We start from the raw sequence: 17,027 nt of genomic DNA, 5'->3' as shown, positions 1-17,027 counted from the left end.
CCACCTGGAATAGCAGCTTCAGCGCCGTCGAAGGCGGCAACAACGTCATCGTGCGCGCCACCGACGTGGCCGGCAACACCCACGATGCCGCAGCCTTCGCCTTCACCCTCGACACCACGATCGCAACCCCAACCATTGCTCTGACAACCGACAGTGGCACGTCAAACACCGACAAAGTGACCAATAACGCGGCGTTGACATTCAGCGCCCCCGAGAGCGGTGCCGCTCGCGTTATCAAGGTCGATGGCAATACCGTCGGCAGCTACAATGCCGGCAACCTTGTGGACGGCACACATACCGTCACGGTGACAGACACTGACGTTGCAGGTAACGTCAGTGCCGCCGGTTCGATCACCTTCACCCTCGACAAGACCATCGCCAACCCAACACTGGCACTGTCCAACGACACCGGCATCTCCAAGACCGATAGAATCACCAACGATGCCACCCTTGCATTCAGTACGCTGGAGAACGGCGCCAACCGCATTATCACTGTCGATGGCGTGGTCAAGAACTACGACCCAACCCAATTGGCAGATGGTGCACACACGGTCAGCGTGGTGGACACGGACCTGGCGGGCAACGTCAGCAAGACCGGCTCGCTTTCCTTCACACTCGACAAGACGATCACCACCCCGACCGTTTCCCTGACAACCGACAGTGGCACGTCAAACACCGACAAAGTGACCAATAACGCGGCGTTGACATTCAGCACCCCCGAGAGCGGTGTCGCTCGCGTTATCAAGGTCGATGGCAATACCGTCGGCAGCTACAATGCCGGCAACCTTGTGGACGGCACCCATACCGTCACGGTAACAGACACTGACGTTGCAGGTAACGTCAGCGCCGCCGGTTCGATCACCTTCACCCTCGACAAGACCATCGCCAACCCAACACTGGCACTGTCCAACGACACCGGCATCTCCAAGACCGATAAAATCACCAACGATGCCACCCTTACATTCAGTGCGCTGGAGAACGGCGCCAACCGCATTATCACTGTCGATGGCGTGGTCAAGAACTACGACCCAACCCAATTGGCAGATGGCACACACACGGTCAGCGTGGTGGACACGGACCTGGCGGGCAACGTCAGCAAGACCGGCTCGCTTTCCTTCACACTCGACAAGACGATCACCACCCCGACCGTTTCCCTGACAACCGACAGTGGCACGTCAAACACCGACAAAGTGACCAATACCGCGGCGTTGACATTCAGCGCCCCCGAAAGCGGTGCCGCTCGCGTTATCAAGGTCGATGGCAATACCGTCGGCAGCTACAATGCCGGCAACCTTGTGGATGGCACCCATACCGTCACGGTGACAGACACTGACGTTGCAGGTAACGTCAGTGCCGCCGGTTCGATCACCTTCACCCTCGACAAGACCATCGCCAACCCAACACTGGCACTGTTCAACGACACCGGCATCTCCAAGACCGATAAAATCACCAACGATGCCACCCTTACATTCAGTGCGCTGGAGAACGGCGGCAGCCGCGTCGTCACCGTCGATGGCGTGGTCAAGAACTACGACCCAACCCAATTGGCGGACGGCGCACACACGGTCAGCGTAGTGGACACGGACCTGGCGGGCAACGTCAGCAAGACCGGCTCGCTTTCCTTCACACTCGACAAAACGATCACCACCCCGACCGTTTCCCTGACAACCGACAGTGGCACGTCAAACACCGACAAAGTGACCAATAACGCGGCGTTGACATTCAGCGTCCCCGAGAGCGGTGCCGCTCGCGTTATCAAGGTCGATGGCAATACCGTCGGCAGCTACAATGCCGGCAACCTTGTGGATGGCACCCATACCGTCACGGTGACAGACACTGACGTAGCAGGTAACGTCAGCGCCGCCGGTTCGATCACCTTCACCCTCGACAAGACCATCGCCAACCCAACACTGGCACTGTCCAACGATACCGGCATCTCCAAGACCGATAAAATCACCAACGATGCCACCCTTACATTCAGTGCGCTGGAGAACGGCGGCAGCCGCGTCGTCACCGTCGATGGCGTGGTCAAGAACTACGACCCAACCCAATTGGCGGACGGCGCACACACGGTCAGCGTGGTGGACACGGATCTGGCGGGCAACGTCAGCAAGACCGGCTCGCTTTCCTTCACACTCGACAAAACGATCACCACCCCGACCGTTTCCCTGACAACCGACAGTGGCACGTCAAACACCGACAAAGTGACCAATAACGCGGCGTTGACATTCAGCGTCCCCGAGAGCGGTGCCGCTCGCGTTATCAAGGTCGATGGCAATACCGTCGGCAGCTACAATGCCGGCAACCTTGTGGATGGCACCCATACCGTCACGGTGACAGACACTGACGTAGCAGGTAACGTCAGCGCCGCCGGTTCGATCACCTTCACCCTCGACAAGACCATCGCCAACCCAACACTGGCACTGTCCAACGACACCGGCATCTCCAAGACCGATAAAATCACCAACGATGCTACCCTTACATTCAGTGCGCTGGAGAACGGCGGCAGCCGCGTCGTCACCGTCGATGGCGTGGTCAAGAACTACGACCCAACCCAATTGGCGGACGGCGCACACACGGTCAGCGTGGTGGACACGGATCTGGCGGGCAACGTCAGCAAGACCGGTTCGATCTCCTTTACTCTCGACAGAACAATCGCCGATCCTGCTTTTTCCGTAGCTAAACTAAATTCCAATTCGACAATCACACTGTCTGGAATGGGCGATTCTGGAACCACTGTTACGGTTACAGATCTTGCCTCCAACGCAGCAAGCACCGGCATGACCAACAGTTCAGGGACATGGACCATCATTACTGCCCAAGGTATTGGAGTACGTAGTTTCAGCCTGTCCGCGACAGATGCCGCAGGAAATAATGCCTCGCCAAACGTTGATGCAATCATCGGCACCTCTGGCGCTGATTTAATCAACAACATTGCCGGACACAACGACATGTTATTTGGCGGACAAGGCGTAGACAAATTCGTCTTCGCTGCAAACTTCGGAAAAGATGTAATTAATGATTTTCTAGCCACTACCGTGAACCACGATATAGTCCAATTCTCCAGCGCGGTATTTTCCGATACCACTGCCGTACTGGCACATGCGGTGGACGTTGGTTCCAATGTTGTCATTAGTGACAGTCTTGGAGATACCTTAACCTTGATTGGGGTCCATCGTGCAGACTTAAGTGCGGCAGATTTTATTATTGGCTGATGTCTGAATGACACAATTGAGTGCTATTATTTCTTGCGAGGGAATTTCCTACTACCTCTAACAGGCTGTTGAAATACTGGTTGACGGCCTCTTACGCCTGATTGCTGACCTCGTAAAACGAGCTACAAGCGGTTTTTTGACCTCGCTAAGGGGTGGAGTACCCCTTGTGTGGCCAAAACTTGGGGTGCCTCAGAGGTATTTCAGCAGCCTACTTACTGAGGTAGTAGTTTCCTCCAACACCTTAGAAATGCCTCCCGCTAAAGGATGCCTATTGCCCCTAGGCCCCCTCCTGCCTACGGGCGCACGGGGCGACGGCGTGCTACTGCTTCCGTCCTTGGACGTGGCCGGCATCATCGGGACATACCCGTACTGGTATAGCCTGCGAACATGGCATCCCTTAGAACAAGGGCAAACTGATTGGGCAGAAAGCGCCGCTGAGGATCAGCGAGATCTGGGCGATTAGAGTGCACCTGGAAATCTATGGGCGACGGCGGGACCTTGCATTATTCAACTTGGCCATTGACAGCAAGCTGCGGGGCTGCGATCTTGTTCATCTGAGGGTACAAGATGTTTGCCACGGCGGTCACGTCACCAGCCGGGCCCCTGTGATGCAGCAAAAAACAAAGCAGCCGGTGCAGTTTGAATTGACGACCGGCACGCGCAAAAGCCTGGATGAATGGACCGCGGTTGCGGCACTTAGGCATAGCGACTTCTTGTTCCCGAGCCGAGTCGGGAACTCACCACATATCTCAACTAGGCAGTATGCCCGTATTGTTCATCAGAGGTTCGATGAGATAGGACCGGATCCTACCGCGTACAGCACGCATATCCTACGCCGAACAAAGCCAACTTTGATCTACCGCCGGACAAAGAATCTGAGGGCGGTCCGTGAGATAGCCCCCTGAATCCCCGGACACAGCCTATGCGTTATTCTTACGGATAAGGATAGGACTGTGCATATGACTAGGAACAAGCAAACAATCGAAGTGGTGACGGTGCCCCCGGACGCTGAGCTAGGTTCGCCGGGACCACTTGTCCATGTGCTTGAGTCAATTCCCGGATATGAATCTTTTCTCAGAGACTCAGTGCTGAGACAACCAGCAGACCTAAACGTTTGGATGGTGAGTCGAATTTTAAATTCCGAGGTTTCGCGCGATGTACACCTGGGCTGGCTCTCCGTAATAAAGCAAGTCCTCAAACATTCGCGTGCCTCAAAGGAAGTGCAACAAACGGTGGCAGATTTCCTGGAACTCCAGCATTCATAGCCGGCCGAATACGGCCAAGGAACTGCCGCCCGCGAAAATAGCAATATCGCCACCAATATGAGAGCCGACCTAGCTTATCGTTCCATCTGCAGGTGGCTGATTCGGTCAAACAGATTATTGCCGGCCACAATCTGTACAGCGTCACCGTCACGGTGCTTTATCATTAGTAAGGGGAATTATGCGGTTATCCGACGATAGTCTTTCTCTGTGCGTATATTGGTCAGGCAGGCCGATGACGGGGCGCCAGTATACGGACTGGTTATCCCACCTTTTGAAGGAGTTGCAGCGTAGTGCGCCTTGTTTTGCGCGTTATGCTGTGCTCCGGTCGAATGGCTACCAAGCCATGTTGCCGGATTTTTCCAATTTCGATGCCTGCGTGGCCCACAACCAGCCTCACGATTGGGCATTTGAAACGGAGGGCTCGGACCGCAAGGATTTCACGATGGCGGCCTGGCCGAAGATGTCTTTTTCAAACAGCTTCGTGACCTCGTCCGATACCGAGGGATCGGGTTGCTTCGTTTCAGTGTGTGCTGGCAGTCGCAGGAACTTTTCGCCCGACAATGTCGTGCTGCAGATGTCTGCCGACCTGGCGACGTCTGAGATTGCGGAGCAAGTGTTTAGGACCCTGATCAGCTGTACCGCCCCCGTTTACGGCGTGGCGGTTCGTCGCAAAGTACGTATGCTAACCGGACAACCTCTCAAGGAGAAGCCGGTAGGCTGGTTGACATACTGGAGTGATGAACAGGCCTTGGAAAAATTACCTGCGCATATTCAGGCGGAGCATCTGGGCAGCGGGGTTCTAATTCGGACCGAGGCGATGCCGCCACTAACGGCCGACACCGAGGCTCTGGTTCGCTTACAGGAATTAATCGACGAGCTTAGGGGGGCTGGTTGCCTCGGTAAACCGCTCATAAATCCTCTGCCTGGAAAGAGGACGCCTGCTTAGACGTTCGTGAATATGCGATTCTTTGTCGGACTGAGTAAGCACGATCGCCCGTCTCGGCGACCTGGTCCGCACCATCGGAAGCCGTTTGGACAGCCAGATCGCGATTGATCAAGCGGGAATTATCTACACGATCGCTGTCCCCTCCAATATCGTATGCAGCATGGACCAAAGCGGGAACATCGCCATGATGCGTATCCCAGAACTGTCTGCCATTCCCATGGGCGGCATCGGAGCAATGATTGGCGCCCCCGATGGCACCCTTCATATCAGTGTGATGACTCTTGGTGCGCAGATTCTCAAGATAACCTTTTGATGTGTTCCCTGCTTCCAATTGTGGCGTTCGGTCAAATGCGGACTTACCGGGCCTAAAGGAAGCGAGGCAAACATGACTAAAATATCAAAAGAAGGCTATCCAAACCGACCAAGACGATTTTCCTATAAACAATATGCGAATGGCCAGTTCACCTAATTACACGAGATTAAGGTGACGATGATGCAAAGCCAGGGTCTCAGCCTTTTTGCTCACTATCCCGCAGGATATGCTGGTGCAATTCTGCCGTCAGCTTTTCGATACGCTCCGCCATTGTTTTTGTGATTTCCGTCAATTCTGTGTTCTGGCGAAGTAGCTCCAGCATTTGCGCAGATTGCCTGGTTGACGCAATTGCAATTGCTTCGCGGTGCTTGGCATCTGCATCAGCGTGCGCCTTGTCCCGCGCAGCTTGGCGAGTCTGCGCGAGCAAGATGAGCGGTGCCGCATAGGCCGCCTGTAGGCTGAATGCCAAATTCAGAAGGATAAAGGGATAGACGTCAAAATGCGTCAACCCCAGTACGTTTGCCGCAATCCAGGCGACGACGAGCAAGGTCTGCGCACCAAGAAAAACTGGCGTCCCAAAAAAGCGGGCGAAGGCCTCCGCTCTCAGCCCGAATAAGTCATTACCAAATGTCTTGGATAGATGTTCGTGCTGACGATGAAAACGCAGGTGGTCAACATCAGACTCGCCTGCCGAAGATAAACTCTTGATTTGTGACGATTTCATATTTCCCCCTAGGAAATTACCATGTATGCATATCATAGTTAAAAATTCAATTACAGTGTAATATACACCAATTTTCCGGACGCCAAATTCATCCTCCCATATTAATGCACGCCGGTTTTCGATGTAGTACATTCAACCTTCATTATTTATCGCAACATTCCGCTTACCTAACAGTTTATAGTTTCGCGTCCGGTTGAATCCCAATGCGAATTTTGTCTCCTTCCATACAACACGCTAGATTTATCATCTTCAAGATGATAAATTACGAGCATTGCTAACCAATACAAGGATTCAACATGAGCACCTATGCTGAACTTAAAGCACAAATCGCGGAACTTGAAAACAAGGCCAAAGCAGCACGTTCTGCTGAACTGGCTGCGGCTAAAGCTCAGATTGCAGATATCATGAAAAACTACGGACTGACGCTGAACGACCTTGGCAGCAATGCCAAGCCGAAGTCAGAAAAGGTCCGTCAACCAGTTCCAGTAAAGTACCGAAATGCGGCGACTGGCGAGACCTGGACTGGCCGCGGCCGCGCCCCGCTCTGGTTGACCGGCAAGAACAAGGACGAGTACCTGATTAAGTGATCGGTGTTGGCCGAGTTCGGGCAGCAGTTGAAATTGTAGAGACAGGTTTGGCTACGACCGTTCGCCGCAGCGGTACGTAAAGTAGTGGCTATTTTGATTGATAATTTAGATGCAGATTGCAACAATTCTTAGTTTGGCAGGTTCGGTAACGTGTGCAGGCCTTTTCACTAAACAGAAGAACTGGCTGTTGGCTGCCGCTTTTGGTTTTTCCACGGCATATACGATATTTGATAAGGTGATCCACTTCCCGGCTGTGCCTTTTTTTGCCATCTCGTGGTTTGCATATTTGTTTTTTGCTCTCGTGGCGTACGAAATTTTTCGTACAGTCGTTCTTAAATAGTCGTATATCTACCGGAAGCAAGGTGCCTACGAGCGCGGTTCATATTTCCCGCTAAAGTATCTGCCTTCCGCTGCGGAGCAACACCTGTCCTAAGGCCGCACAACTCTTCAGATCCCTGTTCCTTACGTTCCAGGTGGAGTAGTTTCAAAATTCTCCGCGGCTTACGAGGCTTGCTTCGACCTTGGGCAAGTCTGCAAGCGGTGCCTAATCTCTGTCCAATCTGCTTGATGGTCATCGCTCCGCACAGGGGGATTTCGTGGCTTCGGGACGTAGATATCGACAAACGATAGGATGGGTCGCGCCGAGTCATCCGGCCATCTCGTAAGGGAACCAGATGAGGATGGCGCCAGCGTCAAATTATGCCTGGAAAAGCCAGGTCGCTCTCCCCGACCTCCCGCCAACAAGACAGGGGAAATCGGGCTACTGGCGTGGATTAGACTTCCTGCAAATTCGTGGGAACGGCCGAGCAGTTTTCAGTACAAATTTACAGCGAATATTCAGCTATCACGAAAAGGGAATTTAATGCGCAGCGCATTTTGCTTCATTTCTTTACTCATCTTTGCCCGATTTTCGTTCGCGAGTTCGCTCTTGGAGCCTGCAGACCCTGGGGCCTATGCGTCATTCACATTTGGCAATGGACGCATCTCCGGCAACGATGCCGGCGACGATAAACTAATGCGTTGGCGCCCTTTTGAAATTCGTCTCGGCCATGACCTCCCTCTCTTCGGAGCCGGCACAGGCGTTGCGACGTCAACCTTGCGATTTGATATCGTGCACTACAACGAGGGACATCCGGATAACAATCACAGGGATGGTTTTGCCGGACAGCTGATCTACTCTTCGAAGCTCAGTTCCGCTTTGACGGCGGAGATAGGCACCGGCGTCTACTCCAGCATGAATACGACCACAATCCGCAGCGTACAGTATGACAGCGCGCGCCGGGGGACGCTCTCCACTGTCGCATTGCTGGTCACTCCTGCATCGATGGCGCCCGCGCATATCCGCGTGGCACTCAATCATGCATCGATGCCCGACACGTTCCACTCCGACTCATTGCAATTTGGCGTCGGCAGGCACTTTACCGATCCTCCCCCATACGCGAGTGAGGTGCAGCCAGGCGAACGGGTTTGGCTTGGTGGAGCCTGGGGGCGCGCTATCACGAATATGTCCGGCACGAATTGGGCGAGCGGGGGCGCAATCCAGGCAAGACGCGATTTCGGCGACCTCAGCGCATCCGCATCGTACTTGCACGAAGGCGACGACGGCACTCGCGTTGACAGGCAAGGTGAAGCGTTACAGGTGTGGCTGGTCCAGCCACTCGTCCCGATGGTAACTGCGTCCTTCGGCGTAGGGCCATACTTTGCGCGTAACAGGTATGACGACAATCAATTTCGGGTGCATGGATTGTTCACCCTGCATTTCGACTACGCGCTGACCGGCAAAACGAAACTCTACTATTCGTTCAGCAGGGTCAAAACATACGCACAGATGAATGATCGCGACCTGCACCACGTTGGTGTTCTATTCGCGCTTGGCCGATGATTTCGGAGTGGGCTTTACCTTGGCGTGACAATTCGTGCAACTTCCATGTGAGCAAGATGATATTCTGGACAAGATAGGCCGAGTTCGGCCATTAGCCAACATGGATATGGACATTGCCAGCACAGGCCAGCAATCACGGCTGTGAAACACATCCAACAGCGTGGGAAACCGTGAATTTGTCATTTATGAAATCTGATATCTTTGATACTTTTCGATTTTTGGGATGACAACCATGCGCAATAACTTACTTTTCCTGACGGTTTTGACGGCAGCCTTGGCTGCCTGCGGTGGTAGCAGTACCAACGCAGGCGCAGATACTGCGGCCCCCACAGAGGCGGCGATAAGCGGGGCGGTGAGCGGCATGCCGACCGGTGTAACGGTGCTGTTAAAAAATGGTGATGTTGAAACGCTCGCCGTTACGGGGGGCGGTGCTTTTACATTCAATAAAAAAGTGGCTGCGGGCCTTGCTTATAACGTTACGCTGGTCACCCAACCGAGCGGTTACAACTGCAACGTGCTGAGTGGAAGTGGCACAGTGCCACAAGGAGTGACAAGTGTTCCGACGGTAGTAGTCACCTGTCAACCGGCCGCTCTTGCCTTTGCCAATTTCAATGTCGGCGTGACGGTTTCTGGATTGGCTTCTGGCCAGAGTGTTACCTTTGCCAACGGCGCGAGCGTTTTGACTGTCACGGACAACGGCCTGTATCTGTTTGCGGATAATTACGCCAAGCAGGCCGTCTACGCAGGGCGTGCGGGTGGCTACGAGGTGACTGTAAAAACCAATCCAATAGGGCAGACCTGCACGCTCACTGGTGGCTCCGGAGCTTTGAGTTTCGGTGACTTTGCCAACTTCGTCAACGTTCAAGTGTCGTGCAAGTAAGGCGGCATTACTCATTCTCAAAGATACCAATTTTCTGAATTAATTAAGGCAACACAAAGTGTCCGCGACGGGGCACGGCACGACACGCGATACTATGTGCCGGCAGGCCGAAGTCGCCACAAGCTGACGCTCAAAACTAGATTTTTATGTTTGAACACTTTATTTTTTCAGCCGCCCTGTTAGCACTATGTCTCCCGTGCATGGCGCTTCCACAAGGCTCGCCACCACCGATACCAATAACTTTCGTCGGCGACTATTGGGACTGTGCTCTTCCGCTAAAGATAACTTTAAAAGGTCCCTCTATCGGGTACGAGACGCCCGACGATAAATCGAAAGCGTTACAAACCTTTAGAACAAAAGACCGAGTTGCGATACTTGACGTTCGGGATGTGGTTACCGAACCAGGCCTGGCAGTGGTCAAGCGTGATGACTTTGACAACAACCATCTTGGCTTAAAGGTTGGGACTGAAGTGTATGCATTGGCCGAATGGGAGTATCTGTATTACCACGCCTGGATTGACGGACATGAGATTGAAGGTGGGTTACCACTAGCTGATGATACATATTTCGAGCTGAGTCGTCGCCCAAAGGTTGAGCAATGGATTCTGCTTAAGCAGCTTCGCGTTGCCGGCCGAAAGAGCTGGGTGAAGTACGATGATGGCGTTCGAGATGAGCGTGCAATAAGAACCTGTAAAAATTACCGGCATCATTAATTTACTTATTCCGGGCTGTAGTCGGCCAATAGCTGTCGGTCACTTATAGGCGCGTGAGAATGCAGATTATCAATAGCCAAATCGATGATGCAGCACTAAAGGCGATTGGCCGGGATGTTGCGCATCTTTTGTGCGCAGGTGAAGTGGATGCTCTGGCGGCCCGCTTTGGTTATGCCGTAGCGCTTGGCCGTGGACCAGCAACTGCAATTCGAGAAGACCTGGCGGAATGCTTTGGTCAGGTTGGTGCTATCGGCTTAGCTCGCAATCTTGAGTTCGGCTGCGACGTAAAGTTCTTCGCGCCTAATTCATCAAATCTTCTCGCAATAGTCGAGTGCGTCATTCCGGCACTAAATGGCGCTGATGTTTTGGTCGAAATAGCTGTTACGTCGGATGGGAGCAATAGATACGCAACGTTAGAGCAAATCAGCGTGGTAAATTAATCGGACCGTTCTCGGCCAATTCCAGACGTTACCAATCCCGACGAAATTGTTTCTCATTAGGATCAGTATGACCAACTTCCGCAAGGCATTTTTCCTCGCGATGGTTTTTGCTGCAATCTCTGGGGGCGTCGCATTACTCTACGCTGTACCATCGTGGATTGGATCGTGGCAGCGCTTATTGCTCTGGATAGCATCCTTGGGTTGTTTTGGTTTTTTGTTGGGTGGTATTTACGCGTTCGATCCGCAATCTGACTTAAAGATCAAGCCCAGTTCATTTGGAAGAATCTCATTCGGAATAATCGCCTCGTTGCTCTTGTCTATTTTATGGCGGTGGCCTTTTGAAGGTGTACTGCTCGCTGGACTGATTGGTGCTGTGTTAGGTTATTTCGGCATGGCATGGGCAAAGTATGTTGATTTCTAGGTAGAAGGGGGATTGTCCGCTGTGGGGCGGTAGCCGCCGGTCTTCTGATATTTGGTGTAAGTTCGCGTCAGAGCTAATACGCCTGAAACCGGGTCAATTTCACGGCATAGTTGCGATCAATCCCGGTCAAGGAACCGGTTACGATACCACCACGGACGCGCATGAACCCGCCCTCCGCGTAAGAGATGCAAAGACTTGGCCCACAGAACGCGAAATGTCAGGCCGAACCAGCTAAGCACCGCGAAGAAAACAATAAAACCAAGCGCGGTCCAGAACGTCCACCAGCGCATGTGGAACAGCCAGAGGAAGATGGGCATGTAGGCGATGCACGGTATGCCCAGCACCGAAGGCACACGACCAGCGCTGCGCCAGATGGAATGGCTCATGATTGCTGCTCCTTCTCTCGTTTGCGGAACGCCATGTGGCCGGCCAGTTCGATGAATTCGCCGGAGGCGATCCTGCCCTGTTCAAACAAGCGCCATGCCTTGTCCTCCAGCGTGGCCAGGTTGTCCTCGAGACGTTTGCGCAATAGGGGCGCCCATTTCTCGTAGTGGTGCGCCTGAAGCTCGTTGCGCAGGTCCCGGTCGAAGACGATATATTCCCGCACGGCCTGGCGCCGGCCATCCGTCGTCTTCAGCAAGCGCTGCACGACGATGACGCGCAGCGCGCCCATCAGACGCGAGGCCACAGCCGACTGCTGGGCTGGCGGATAGACCTGGATCACGCGGTTGATCGTCTCCGGCACGGATTCCGTGTGCACGGTCGCATAGGTCAAGTGGCCGGTCAGGCCGGCCTCGATCATCGCGTCCATGGTTTCCAGGTCGCGCGCTTCCCCGATACCGATGATGCTGGGCTTGCGGCGCATCCCATTGCGCAAGCCGTCGGCGAAGGTCTTGATGTCCCGGCCAATCTGCGATTGCGCCGGTTGCGGCCCCTTCCAGTGCGGGCCACCCAGCACAAATTCGATCGGATCCTCGTAGGTGATGACCTTCCGGTCCGGCATCTCGCGTCCCGCCAGCGCGTACACGCCAGCCTGCAGCGTCGTCTTGCCAGACCCGGTCGGACCGCACACCAGCACCAATCCCATCGCCGGATAGAATGCCTCAAGCAGGTCCGGCTCTATTCCCATCGTCAGGATATCGGGCAACTCCGTGGGGATGACGCGCATGGTGATCGAATACGCCTCGTCGATACGGGCCACCCGCGCCTGTACGAAATTACAACGAAAACGGATCGACTTGCCGCGCTCAATGCCCAGTTCTTCTCCGCTCAGTTCAAGCGAACGGTCGGCGCCCCGCCCTCCCCGCACGTGGCTCTCGACTTCGGCCTGCCACACCGAACTAATGAGGGAGGAAAGCTGGCCCTGCTTGATCGTGTGGACACTCGCGCGGCGTTGCCGGCCGTGGATCTCGACCCAGATATGGTCCCCCCCCTGGATCAATATGTCGGAGACCCCGAGTTCGGCGCACGAGCGCAGAAAGCGCTTGAAGGCCAACGCCGACATGTCACCGTGAAAATCGAATGGCACGATCGCTGGAGTTGACATGGTGTTCTCTCGCGCTCAGGGAACCAGGACAACCGGCCCCGTTTCGGTCGAGACCGGCGGCTTCGGGTCGGAGGCCGAAACGATACCGGGATGCCAGCGTCCCTCATCCGTTTCCAGCGCGGCACGGGTGACAATGCGGCGCAGCCGTTCCCCGATGTGCAACTCGGCCCCATCGCCGGCGACGGCACGCACGCCCTCGCCCACCTTGGTGCGACGAATCATGCCCTGTTGCAGCAGCGCGCTGTAGGTGAGCATCCCCGTGTAGTCCCGCGTCAGGCGATTGAAGTTCGCCGCCAGGATGGCGTCCGCTTGCGCACCACCATCCTTCCATCCGGCGCTCACTGCCTGGCGCCACGTCTCCGCCTCCACGTCGTTCTTGGGACGCGCGTCCGGATCAGGCAAGTCGACATTTTTGAAGACCAGCCCGGTCAGCAGGTAATCGCGCCACGTGGGGGGAACGGCCACGAAGCGCTCCTCTCGCGCGATGCGCAGCACAAGATCGGCCGTCCGTACCTGACCGGTGGCGAAGTTGGCGACGTCCATGGCCTGGTCCACGACGGGGGGCAGCACGCCATCCTCCGACACGAGGGTGGAGAACTGGAACATCTTGTCCAGCGCGGCCGCCCTGGCGTCGAGCTGGCGCGCGATGACGGCCCCACGCGCCCGCATGCCCGCCCGGAAGCCCAGCTTGCGGCCCGCATCGCGCAGCAACGTGGTGCGGATACCGCTCTCATCGGAGACGACCGGAGCGCGCACGCGCAATAAACTATCCAGGCTTGCGGCGGCCTCGATATCCTGTCGTGCCGCGGCGCCCGGCGCCACATCGGCCGCACAGCACACGGCATAGGGCGACAGCAGCATCGCCGTCAATATCAGTGTCTTCATGGTGGCCTCACGATTTCGGACGGTTGTACTGCAGCGTCAGCACATGATTCGACACGTCGATAGTGGCGCGATAGCCCACCTGGGAGCGTACCCGGTCAAGGACGCTGTCGAAATTCTCGTCACTCACATCGAGCGCGATGGGCAACGGCATCCGCGCGCCCATCGGCTGGAACACCAGGCCGCGTCCAGCCGCGAGCCGCAGCAGCAACGGGTTGGCATCGCCATGCCATGTCAGGCTGATGGGATGTGTGGTGTCGATGGACGCGATGACCAAGTCACCCCGCTCGCGGTTGATGGCGGCCGCGCGGAACAGGGCAACCTGCGCGGCATCGACCTTGGCGGCGGCGTCCAGTATCTGCTGGTCGATCGTCGCCGTCGCGCTCACCGGCGGCGGCGCCAGGGGGGGCGACGCGCATGCGGCCAGCAATGCCGCCATGGGCAGCAGGACTATTGATATAGCTTGTTTCATGATTTCCTCCACTAGAATTGTTCGCATTCATATTACGATGCGAACAAATTTAGGCAATTACAGTCCGCGTGTAGTTCGATCTGGATTAAGGCGACGCGTCGTTTCGCGTCACTTTGAGCGCGTCGCGGCGACGTGACAGCTCGCGTTTGAGTTCGCTCGCGGTGGACCAGCGAGCGGCCAGCGCCCGGACCTGGCGCTCAAACGCTTCACTCCCACGTGGCTCGGCGTCAGCGCCGCTCGTACGCGCTGCCAGCAACAGCGCCACCAGCAACACATCGTCGGCGGGCTCTTCGCCCAGCACCTCGATGGAACCACCATGATCAATCAGCCCCAGGCCCGCGGCGTAGCGGATCGAACCATCCCGGCGCACCTTGAACGGCACGCCAGGCATCAGATCCGCCGGCGACGGCGTACCCGGGTCCGTCAACCACAGGCGGTTGTCGCCAACCGAAGGCGGCGAACCGGCACGTTTGCGCTGCGCCGCATGGGCCCAGCCACGCAACTGGCTGATCGCACCCCGGTGTCCGGTGGCGGCCAGGCCCTCCACCCACTGCCGGAACGTGAGGGTATTGGCGCGGTACGCGGTGGCGATCCGTTCACGTTCGGCCCGCATATCGGTCCGGATTTGTTCGCGCGCACGCAGCATTTCAAACGCGATGATGCTGTACTGGGCCTTGCGGGCCGCCCGATCCGTCAAGGTGGCGCGCGCCAGCTGGCGGCGCCGGCGGGCCTCGAGCCGCAACTGGGCCAAGCGCCTGAGCGTCTCAGCACGGACCGACAGCATCGGTGGCAGCGCGGCGCGATAGGCCTGATACTGCTCGCGCAGTTCACGCCGCGCCCGCGCCCGCTCCTCCCGGCGGTCCGCGCGTTCGACCTGGTCACGCATCGGCGGACGGTACTTGTCGTAGGTTTGCTCAGGGGTGCCGTACTCTTTCGCCGACGGCACGAAGTCTCCTAGCCGCCTGACCAGGCGCGCCTTGGACAACTGTTCATGCATGTCGCTCGCCTTGACCAGCGTAGCCGTTGCCGACTGCAAGTCGTGGATGGCGAAGCCTTGCCCCTTTTCCCGCAGTTCCAGGCCCCAGCGCGCCAGCTCGCCATGCAGATCGCGCCATGCGACATCAGGTCGTTTGAGTAACTCGACCATGGCCAGGCGAGGCGCGCCGCGCATATAGCTGTTCAGGCTTTCCTGGTCACCGTGGCGTTCCATATCGGCCGCCGCCGTGGGCAGATGCCCCTTGGTGTCTGGCGATGCGCGGCACCAGTCAACGACCTTCCGTCCTTCCCGGTCCAACACCGCATATGGGCCATGGTCGTGCGTCCACCCGAAGCGCAATTCCAACTCACGCATGGCCCGATCGAGCTTGTAGAAGTCCCTGTCGGGAAACACGGCCCGGAACGTCAATGGACTGACCCGGTTCACCGCGATGTGCAGGTGGACGTTGCCCGTGTCACGGTGGATGCCAAACACGTACTGGTGGCCGCCCATACCGACGGCCGCCAGCGCGTGCGCGCCGCAGGCGAACGCCTGATCGTCGGTCGGGTGCTCACTGGAAGGCCAGGATAGGATCACGTGGTAGACGGGATTGGCGACACGGGCGTTCTGCGCCGCGACGGCACGCATTTCCGCCGCCGCCGTCGCCAGCGAAAAGCAATTGTGCTGGCAGACGATCCCCGGCGCCTGGCCGATGCGCTGCGCGCCCGCCGTCAATCGCGGGGCGTCGGCGCCTGCAACGTCTCCCGCATCTCGTCCATACCCTCGCGCAACGGCTTCAGCATGGAACGCAATACTGGCTCGACGGGCTCGGGCTCGCGCCTGAAAATCGTGATCAGCTTGGACAAGCGCGCTGAGATGTCCCGCTGCTGCGTTGAGATGGCGTCGAGCAATGGCAAGACCTCGTTGATGTTGATCGCCATCTAAGCCTCCCCCAGCCGCGTCTGCAGCGTCGTCACCAATACGTCGATATTCGAATTCATCGGCAGCAGCAGGCCGCGTAACACCTGCAGCACGGACTCGGACGGCAGCTGCATCAATAACAGCAGTTCGTCCAGCTGGGCGCAAATGGTCTTCTGCTGATCGGAGATGCGCGTGAGCGCTGTCAAGAATGCGGATGTGTCGCTGTCGTTCGCCTGTATCGAGCTCATCTGTCAATTCCTCCTTCTCTTCGTCACGTTGCGTCACGTAGGCGACCAGCTTGCCAAAATCGGAACGTCGGTCGCGCCGTAGCGGTACCACCTTGGCTAGCATGGCGGGCTCCGGTGCTTGCTAAGAACGTCTGTACCAACGGCGCCCCCTTCGGTCGGCCGCACCGCGCTGGCGGCGCCATGCCAGGCACGGCGCGGCCGGGCCGGAGCACTATGCATACAGCTACGTTGCAAGGTGGCCACATCATGCTCCCAGGCGCCGCATGGCGCCGACGATTTCCACCAGCACGGCGCCATATTGGGCCGTGAGCGTCCCATCGCCACTGGCGTGCAGCGCGCGTTGCTGCTCCCCAAGGCGGCGCAATTCCTCCAGGATGTGGGCGTCGGCCTGGCTGCGGGTGCGTCGGCCCAGCGCGCAGGACACCATGTAGGCCGGCACCGTCATGTTCACGTCGCGCGCGCGCTCGGCCAGCGCGGCGTGATCCTCGGGTGACACGCGCACCATCACCATCGACGTCTTGATCCGTTTCTCTTGCGTGCTCATGACCTTGCCTGTGTCAGCGATCGATTTCGGTCGGGGTCTCGGGGCTACGCCC

General features: G+C 56.9%; 17 protein-coding genes. 10 read left to right on the top strand and 7 right to left on the bottom strand.

Annotated elements, in window-relative coordinates:
* The 4 genes from H3H39_RS09325 to H3H39_RS09310 all read left to right on the top strand — a co-directional run.
* Positions 1-3,215, top strand: a 3,215-nt coding sequence (locus tag H3H39_RS09325; protein ID WP_229217938.1) for a beta strand repeat-containing protein, incomplete at its 5' end; no start/stop codon positions are given.
* Between the two features lie 464 nt (positions 3,216-3,679).
* On the top strand, positions 3,680-4,120 hold the full coding sequence (locus H3H39_RS09320; protein ID WP_311196881.1) for a tyrosine-type recombinase/integrase: 441 nt from the start codon (positions 3,680-3,682) through the stop codon (positions 4,118-4,120).
* 592 nt (positions 4,121-4,712) lie between these two features.
* Positions 4,713-5,426 (top strand): hypothetical protein, encoded by a 714-nt coding sequence (locus H3H39_RS09315; protein ID WP_182153054.1) that lies wholly within the window; start codon positions 4,713-4,715, stop codon positions 5,424-5,426.
* A gap of 85 nt (positions 5,427-5,511) precedes the next feature.
* Entirely contained in the window at positions 5,512-5,739 is a 228-nt protein-coding gene (locus H3H39_RS09310; RefSeq protein ID WP_182153053.1) for a hypothetical protein, read from the top strand.
* Between the two features lie 196 nt (positions 5,740-5,935).
* Here H3H39_RS09310 and H3H39_RS09305 read toward each other — a convergent pair whose 3' ends face one another.
* Positions 5,936-6,595 (bottom strand): DUF1003 domain-containing protein, encoded by a 660-nt coding sequence (locus tag H3H39_RS09305; protein ID WP_229217937.1) that lies wholly within the window; start codon positions 6,593-6,595, stop codon positions 5,936-5,938.
* A gap of 164 nt (positions 6,596-6,759) precedes the next feature.
* Here H3H39_RS09305 and H3H39_RS09300 point away from each other — a divergent pair, with 164 nt between their 5' ends.
* The 6 genes from H3H39_RS09300 (at position 6,760) to H3H39_RS09275 (ending at position 11,386) form a co-directional block, all read left to right on the top strand.
* Positions 6,760-7,050 carry an H-NS histone family protein gene (locus H3H39_RS09300; protein WP_182153052.1) on the top strand — a complete coding sequence of 97 codons (291 nt, stop codon included), beginning with the start codon at positions 6,760-6,762 and terminating at the stop codon, positions 7,048-7,050.
* 862 nt (positions 7,051-7,912) lie between these two features.
* On the top strand, positions 7,913-8,932 hold the full coding sequence (locus tag H3H39_RS09295; protein ID WP_182153051.1) for a hypothetical protein: 1,020 nt from the start codon (positions 7,913-7,915) through the stop codon (positions 8,930-8,932).
* A gap of 232 nt (positions 8,933-9,164) precedes the next feature.
* The gene (locus tag H3H39_RS09290) at positions 9,165-9,812 is read left to right on the top strand and encodes a DcrB/PsbP domain-containing protein (RefSeq protein ID WP_182153050.1); all 648 of its coding nucleotides are present in this window, start codon (positions 9,165-9,167) and stop codon (positions 9,810-9,812) included.
* 146 nt (positions 9,813-9,958) lie between these two features.
* On the top strand, positions 9,959-10,525 hold the full coding sequence (locus H3H39_RS09285; RefSeq protein WP_182153049.1) for a hypothetical protein: 567 nt from the start codon (positions 9,959-9,961) through the stop codon (positions 10,523-10,525).
* A 59-nt stretch (positions 10,526-10,584) separates the two neighbouring features.
* The gene (locus tag H3H39_RS09280; protein ID WP_182153048.1) at positions 10,585-10,965 is read left to right on the top strand and encodes a hypothetical protein; all 381 of its coding nucleotides are present in this window, start codon (positions 10,585-10,587) and stop codon (positions 10,963-10,965) included.
* Positions 10,966-11,032: 67 nt separating this feature from the next.
* Entirely contained in the window at positions 11,033-11,386 is a 354-nt protein-coding gene (locus H3H39_RS09275) for a hypothetical protein (RefSeq protein ID WP_182153047.1), read from the top strand.
* Between the two features lie 116 nt (positions 11,387-11,502).
* Here the strand turns inward: H3H39_RS09275 and icmT are convergent, their stop codons facing one another.
* The 6 genes from icmT to mobA all read right to left on the bottom strand — a co-directional run bounded on the left by icmT (position 11,503) and on the right by mobA (position 16,975).
* The gene (gene icmT / locus H3H39_RS09270) at positions 11,503-11,772 is read right to left on the bottom strand and encodes an IcmT/TraK family protein (RefSeq protein ID WP_182153046.1); all 270 of its coding nucleotides are present in this window, start codon (positions 11,770-11,772) and stop codon (positions 11,503-11,505) included.
* Positions 11,769-12,932 carry a plasmid transfer ATPase TraJ gene (gene traJ, locus H3H39_RS09265; protein ID WP_182153045.1) on the bottom strand — a complete coding sequence of 388 codons (1,164 nt, stop codon included), beginning with the start codon at positions 12,930-12,932 and terminating at the stop codon, positions 11,769-11,771. The genes icmT and traJ overlap by 4 nt, the downstream gene beginning before the upstream one ends.
* Positions 12,933-12,947: 15 nt before the next feature.
* Positions 12,948-13,817 carry a type IV secretory system conjugative DNA transfer family protein gene (locus H3H39_RS09260; RefSeq protein ID WP_182153044.1) on the bottom strand — a complete coding sequence of 290 codons (870 nt, stop codon included), beginning with the start codon at positions 13,815-13,817 and terminating at the stop codon, positions 12,948-12,950.
* 7 nt (positions 13,818-13,824) lie between these two features.
* Positions 13,825-14,286: a DotD/TraH family lipoprotein gene (locus H3H39_RS09255; RefSeq protein ID WP_182153043.1), complete on the bottom strand. Its 462-nt coding sequence runs from the start codon at positions 14,284-14,286 to the stop codon at positions 13,825-13,827.
* An 85-nt stretch (positions 14,287-14,371) separates the two neighbouring features.
* Entirely contained in the window at positions 14,372-16,534 is a 2,163-nt protein-coding gene (gene traI / locus H3H39_RS09250; RefSeq protein WP_311196880.1) for a TraI/MobA(P) family conjugative relaxase, read from the bottom strand.
* A gap of 141 nt (positions 16,535-16,675) precedes the next feature.
* On the bottom strand, positions 16,676-16,975 hold the full coding sequence (mobA, locus tag H3H39_RS09235; protein WP_182153039.1) for a plasmid mobilization protein MobA: 300 nt from the start codon (positions 16,973-16,975) through the stop codon (positions 16,676-16,678).
* Positions 16,976-17,027: the final 52 nt, after the last annotated feature.

Origin of the sequence: Rugamonas apoptosis, assembly GCF_014042355.1 — a bacterium.
Lineage (GTDB): Bacteria > Pseudomonadota > Gammaproteobacteria > Burkholderiales > Burkholderiaceae_D > Rugamonas > Rugamonas apoptosis.
The sequence above is the reverse complement of the archived record's forward strand: the minus strand, read 5'-3'. Positions and strand labels throughout refer to the sequence as shown.

What these genes read in the sequence shown, in the direction of transcription:
- H3H39_RS09315 (WP_182153054.1), top strand. Translation starts at nt 4,713, where the DNA reads ATGACGGGGCGCCAGTATACGGACTGGTTATCCCACCTTTTGAAGGAG.
- H3H39_RS09305 (WP_229217937.1), bottom strand. Translation starts at nt 6,595, where the DNA reads ATGTACTACATCGAAAACCGGCGTGCATTAATATGGGAGGATGAATTT.
- H3H39_RS09300 (WP_182153052.1), top strand. Translation starts at nt 6,760, where the DNA reads ATGAGCACCTATGCTGAACTTAAAGCACAAATCGCGGAACTTGAAAAC.
- H3H39_RS09295 (WP_182153051.1), top strand. Translation starts at nt 7,913, where the DNA reads ATGCGCAGCGCATTTTGCTTCATTTCTTTACTCATCTTTGCCCGATTT.
- H3H39_RS09290 (WP_182153050.1), top strand. Translation starts at nt 9,165, where the DNA reads ATGCGCAATAACTTACTTTTCCTGACGGTTTTGACGGCAGCCTTGGCT.
- H3H39_RS09285 (WP_182153049.1), top strand. Translation starts at nt 9,959, where the DNA reads ATGTTTGAACACTTTATTTTTTCAGCCGCCCTGTTAGCACTATGTCTC.
- H3H39_RS09280 (WP_182153048.1), top strand. Translation starts at nt 10,585, where the DNA reads ATGCAGATTATCAATAGCCAAATCGATGATGCAGCACTAAAGGCGATT.
- H3H39_RS09275 (WP_182153047.1), top strand. Translation starts at nt 11,033, where the DNA reads ATGACCAACTTCCGCAAGGCATTTTTCCTCGCGATGGTTTTTGCTGCA.
- icmT (WP_182153046.1), bottom strand. Translation starts at nt 11,772, where the DNA reads ATGAGCCATTCCATCTGGCGCAGCGCTGGTCGTGTGCCTTCGGTGCTG.
- traJ (WP_182153045.1), bottom strand. Translation starts at nt 12,932, where the DNA reads ATGTCAACTCCAGCGATCGTGCCATTCGATTTTCACGGTGACATGTCG.
- H3H39_RS09260 (WP_182153044.1), bottom strand. Translation starts at nt 13,817, where the DNA reads ATGAAGACACTGATATTGACGGCGATGCTGCTGTCGCCCTATGCCGTG.
- H3H39_RS09255 (WP_182153043.1), bottom strand. Translation starts at nt 14,286, where the DNA reads ATGAAACAAGCTATATCAATAGTCCTGCTGCCCATGGCGGCATTGCTG.
- traI (WP_311196880.1), bottom strand. Translation starts at nt 16,534, where the DNA reads ATGCTAGCCAAGGTGGTACCGCTACGGCGCGACCGACGTTCCGATTTT.
- mobA (WP_182153039.1), bottom strand. Translation starts at nt 16,975, where the DNA reads ATGAGCACGCAAGAGAAACGGATCAAGACGTCGATGGTGATGGTGCGC.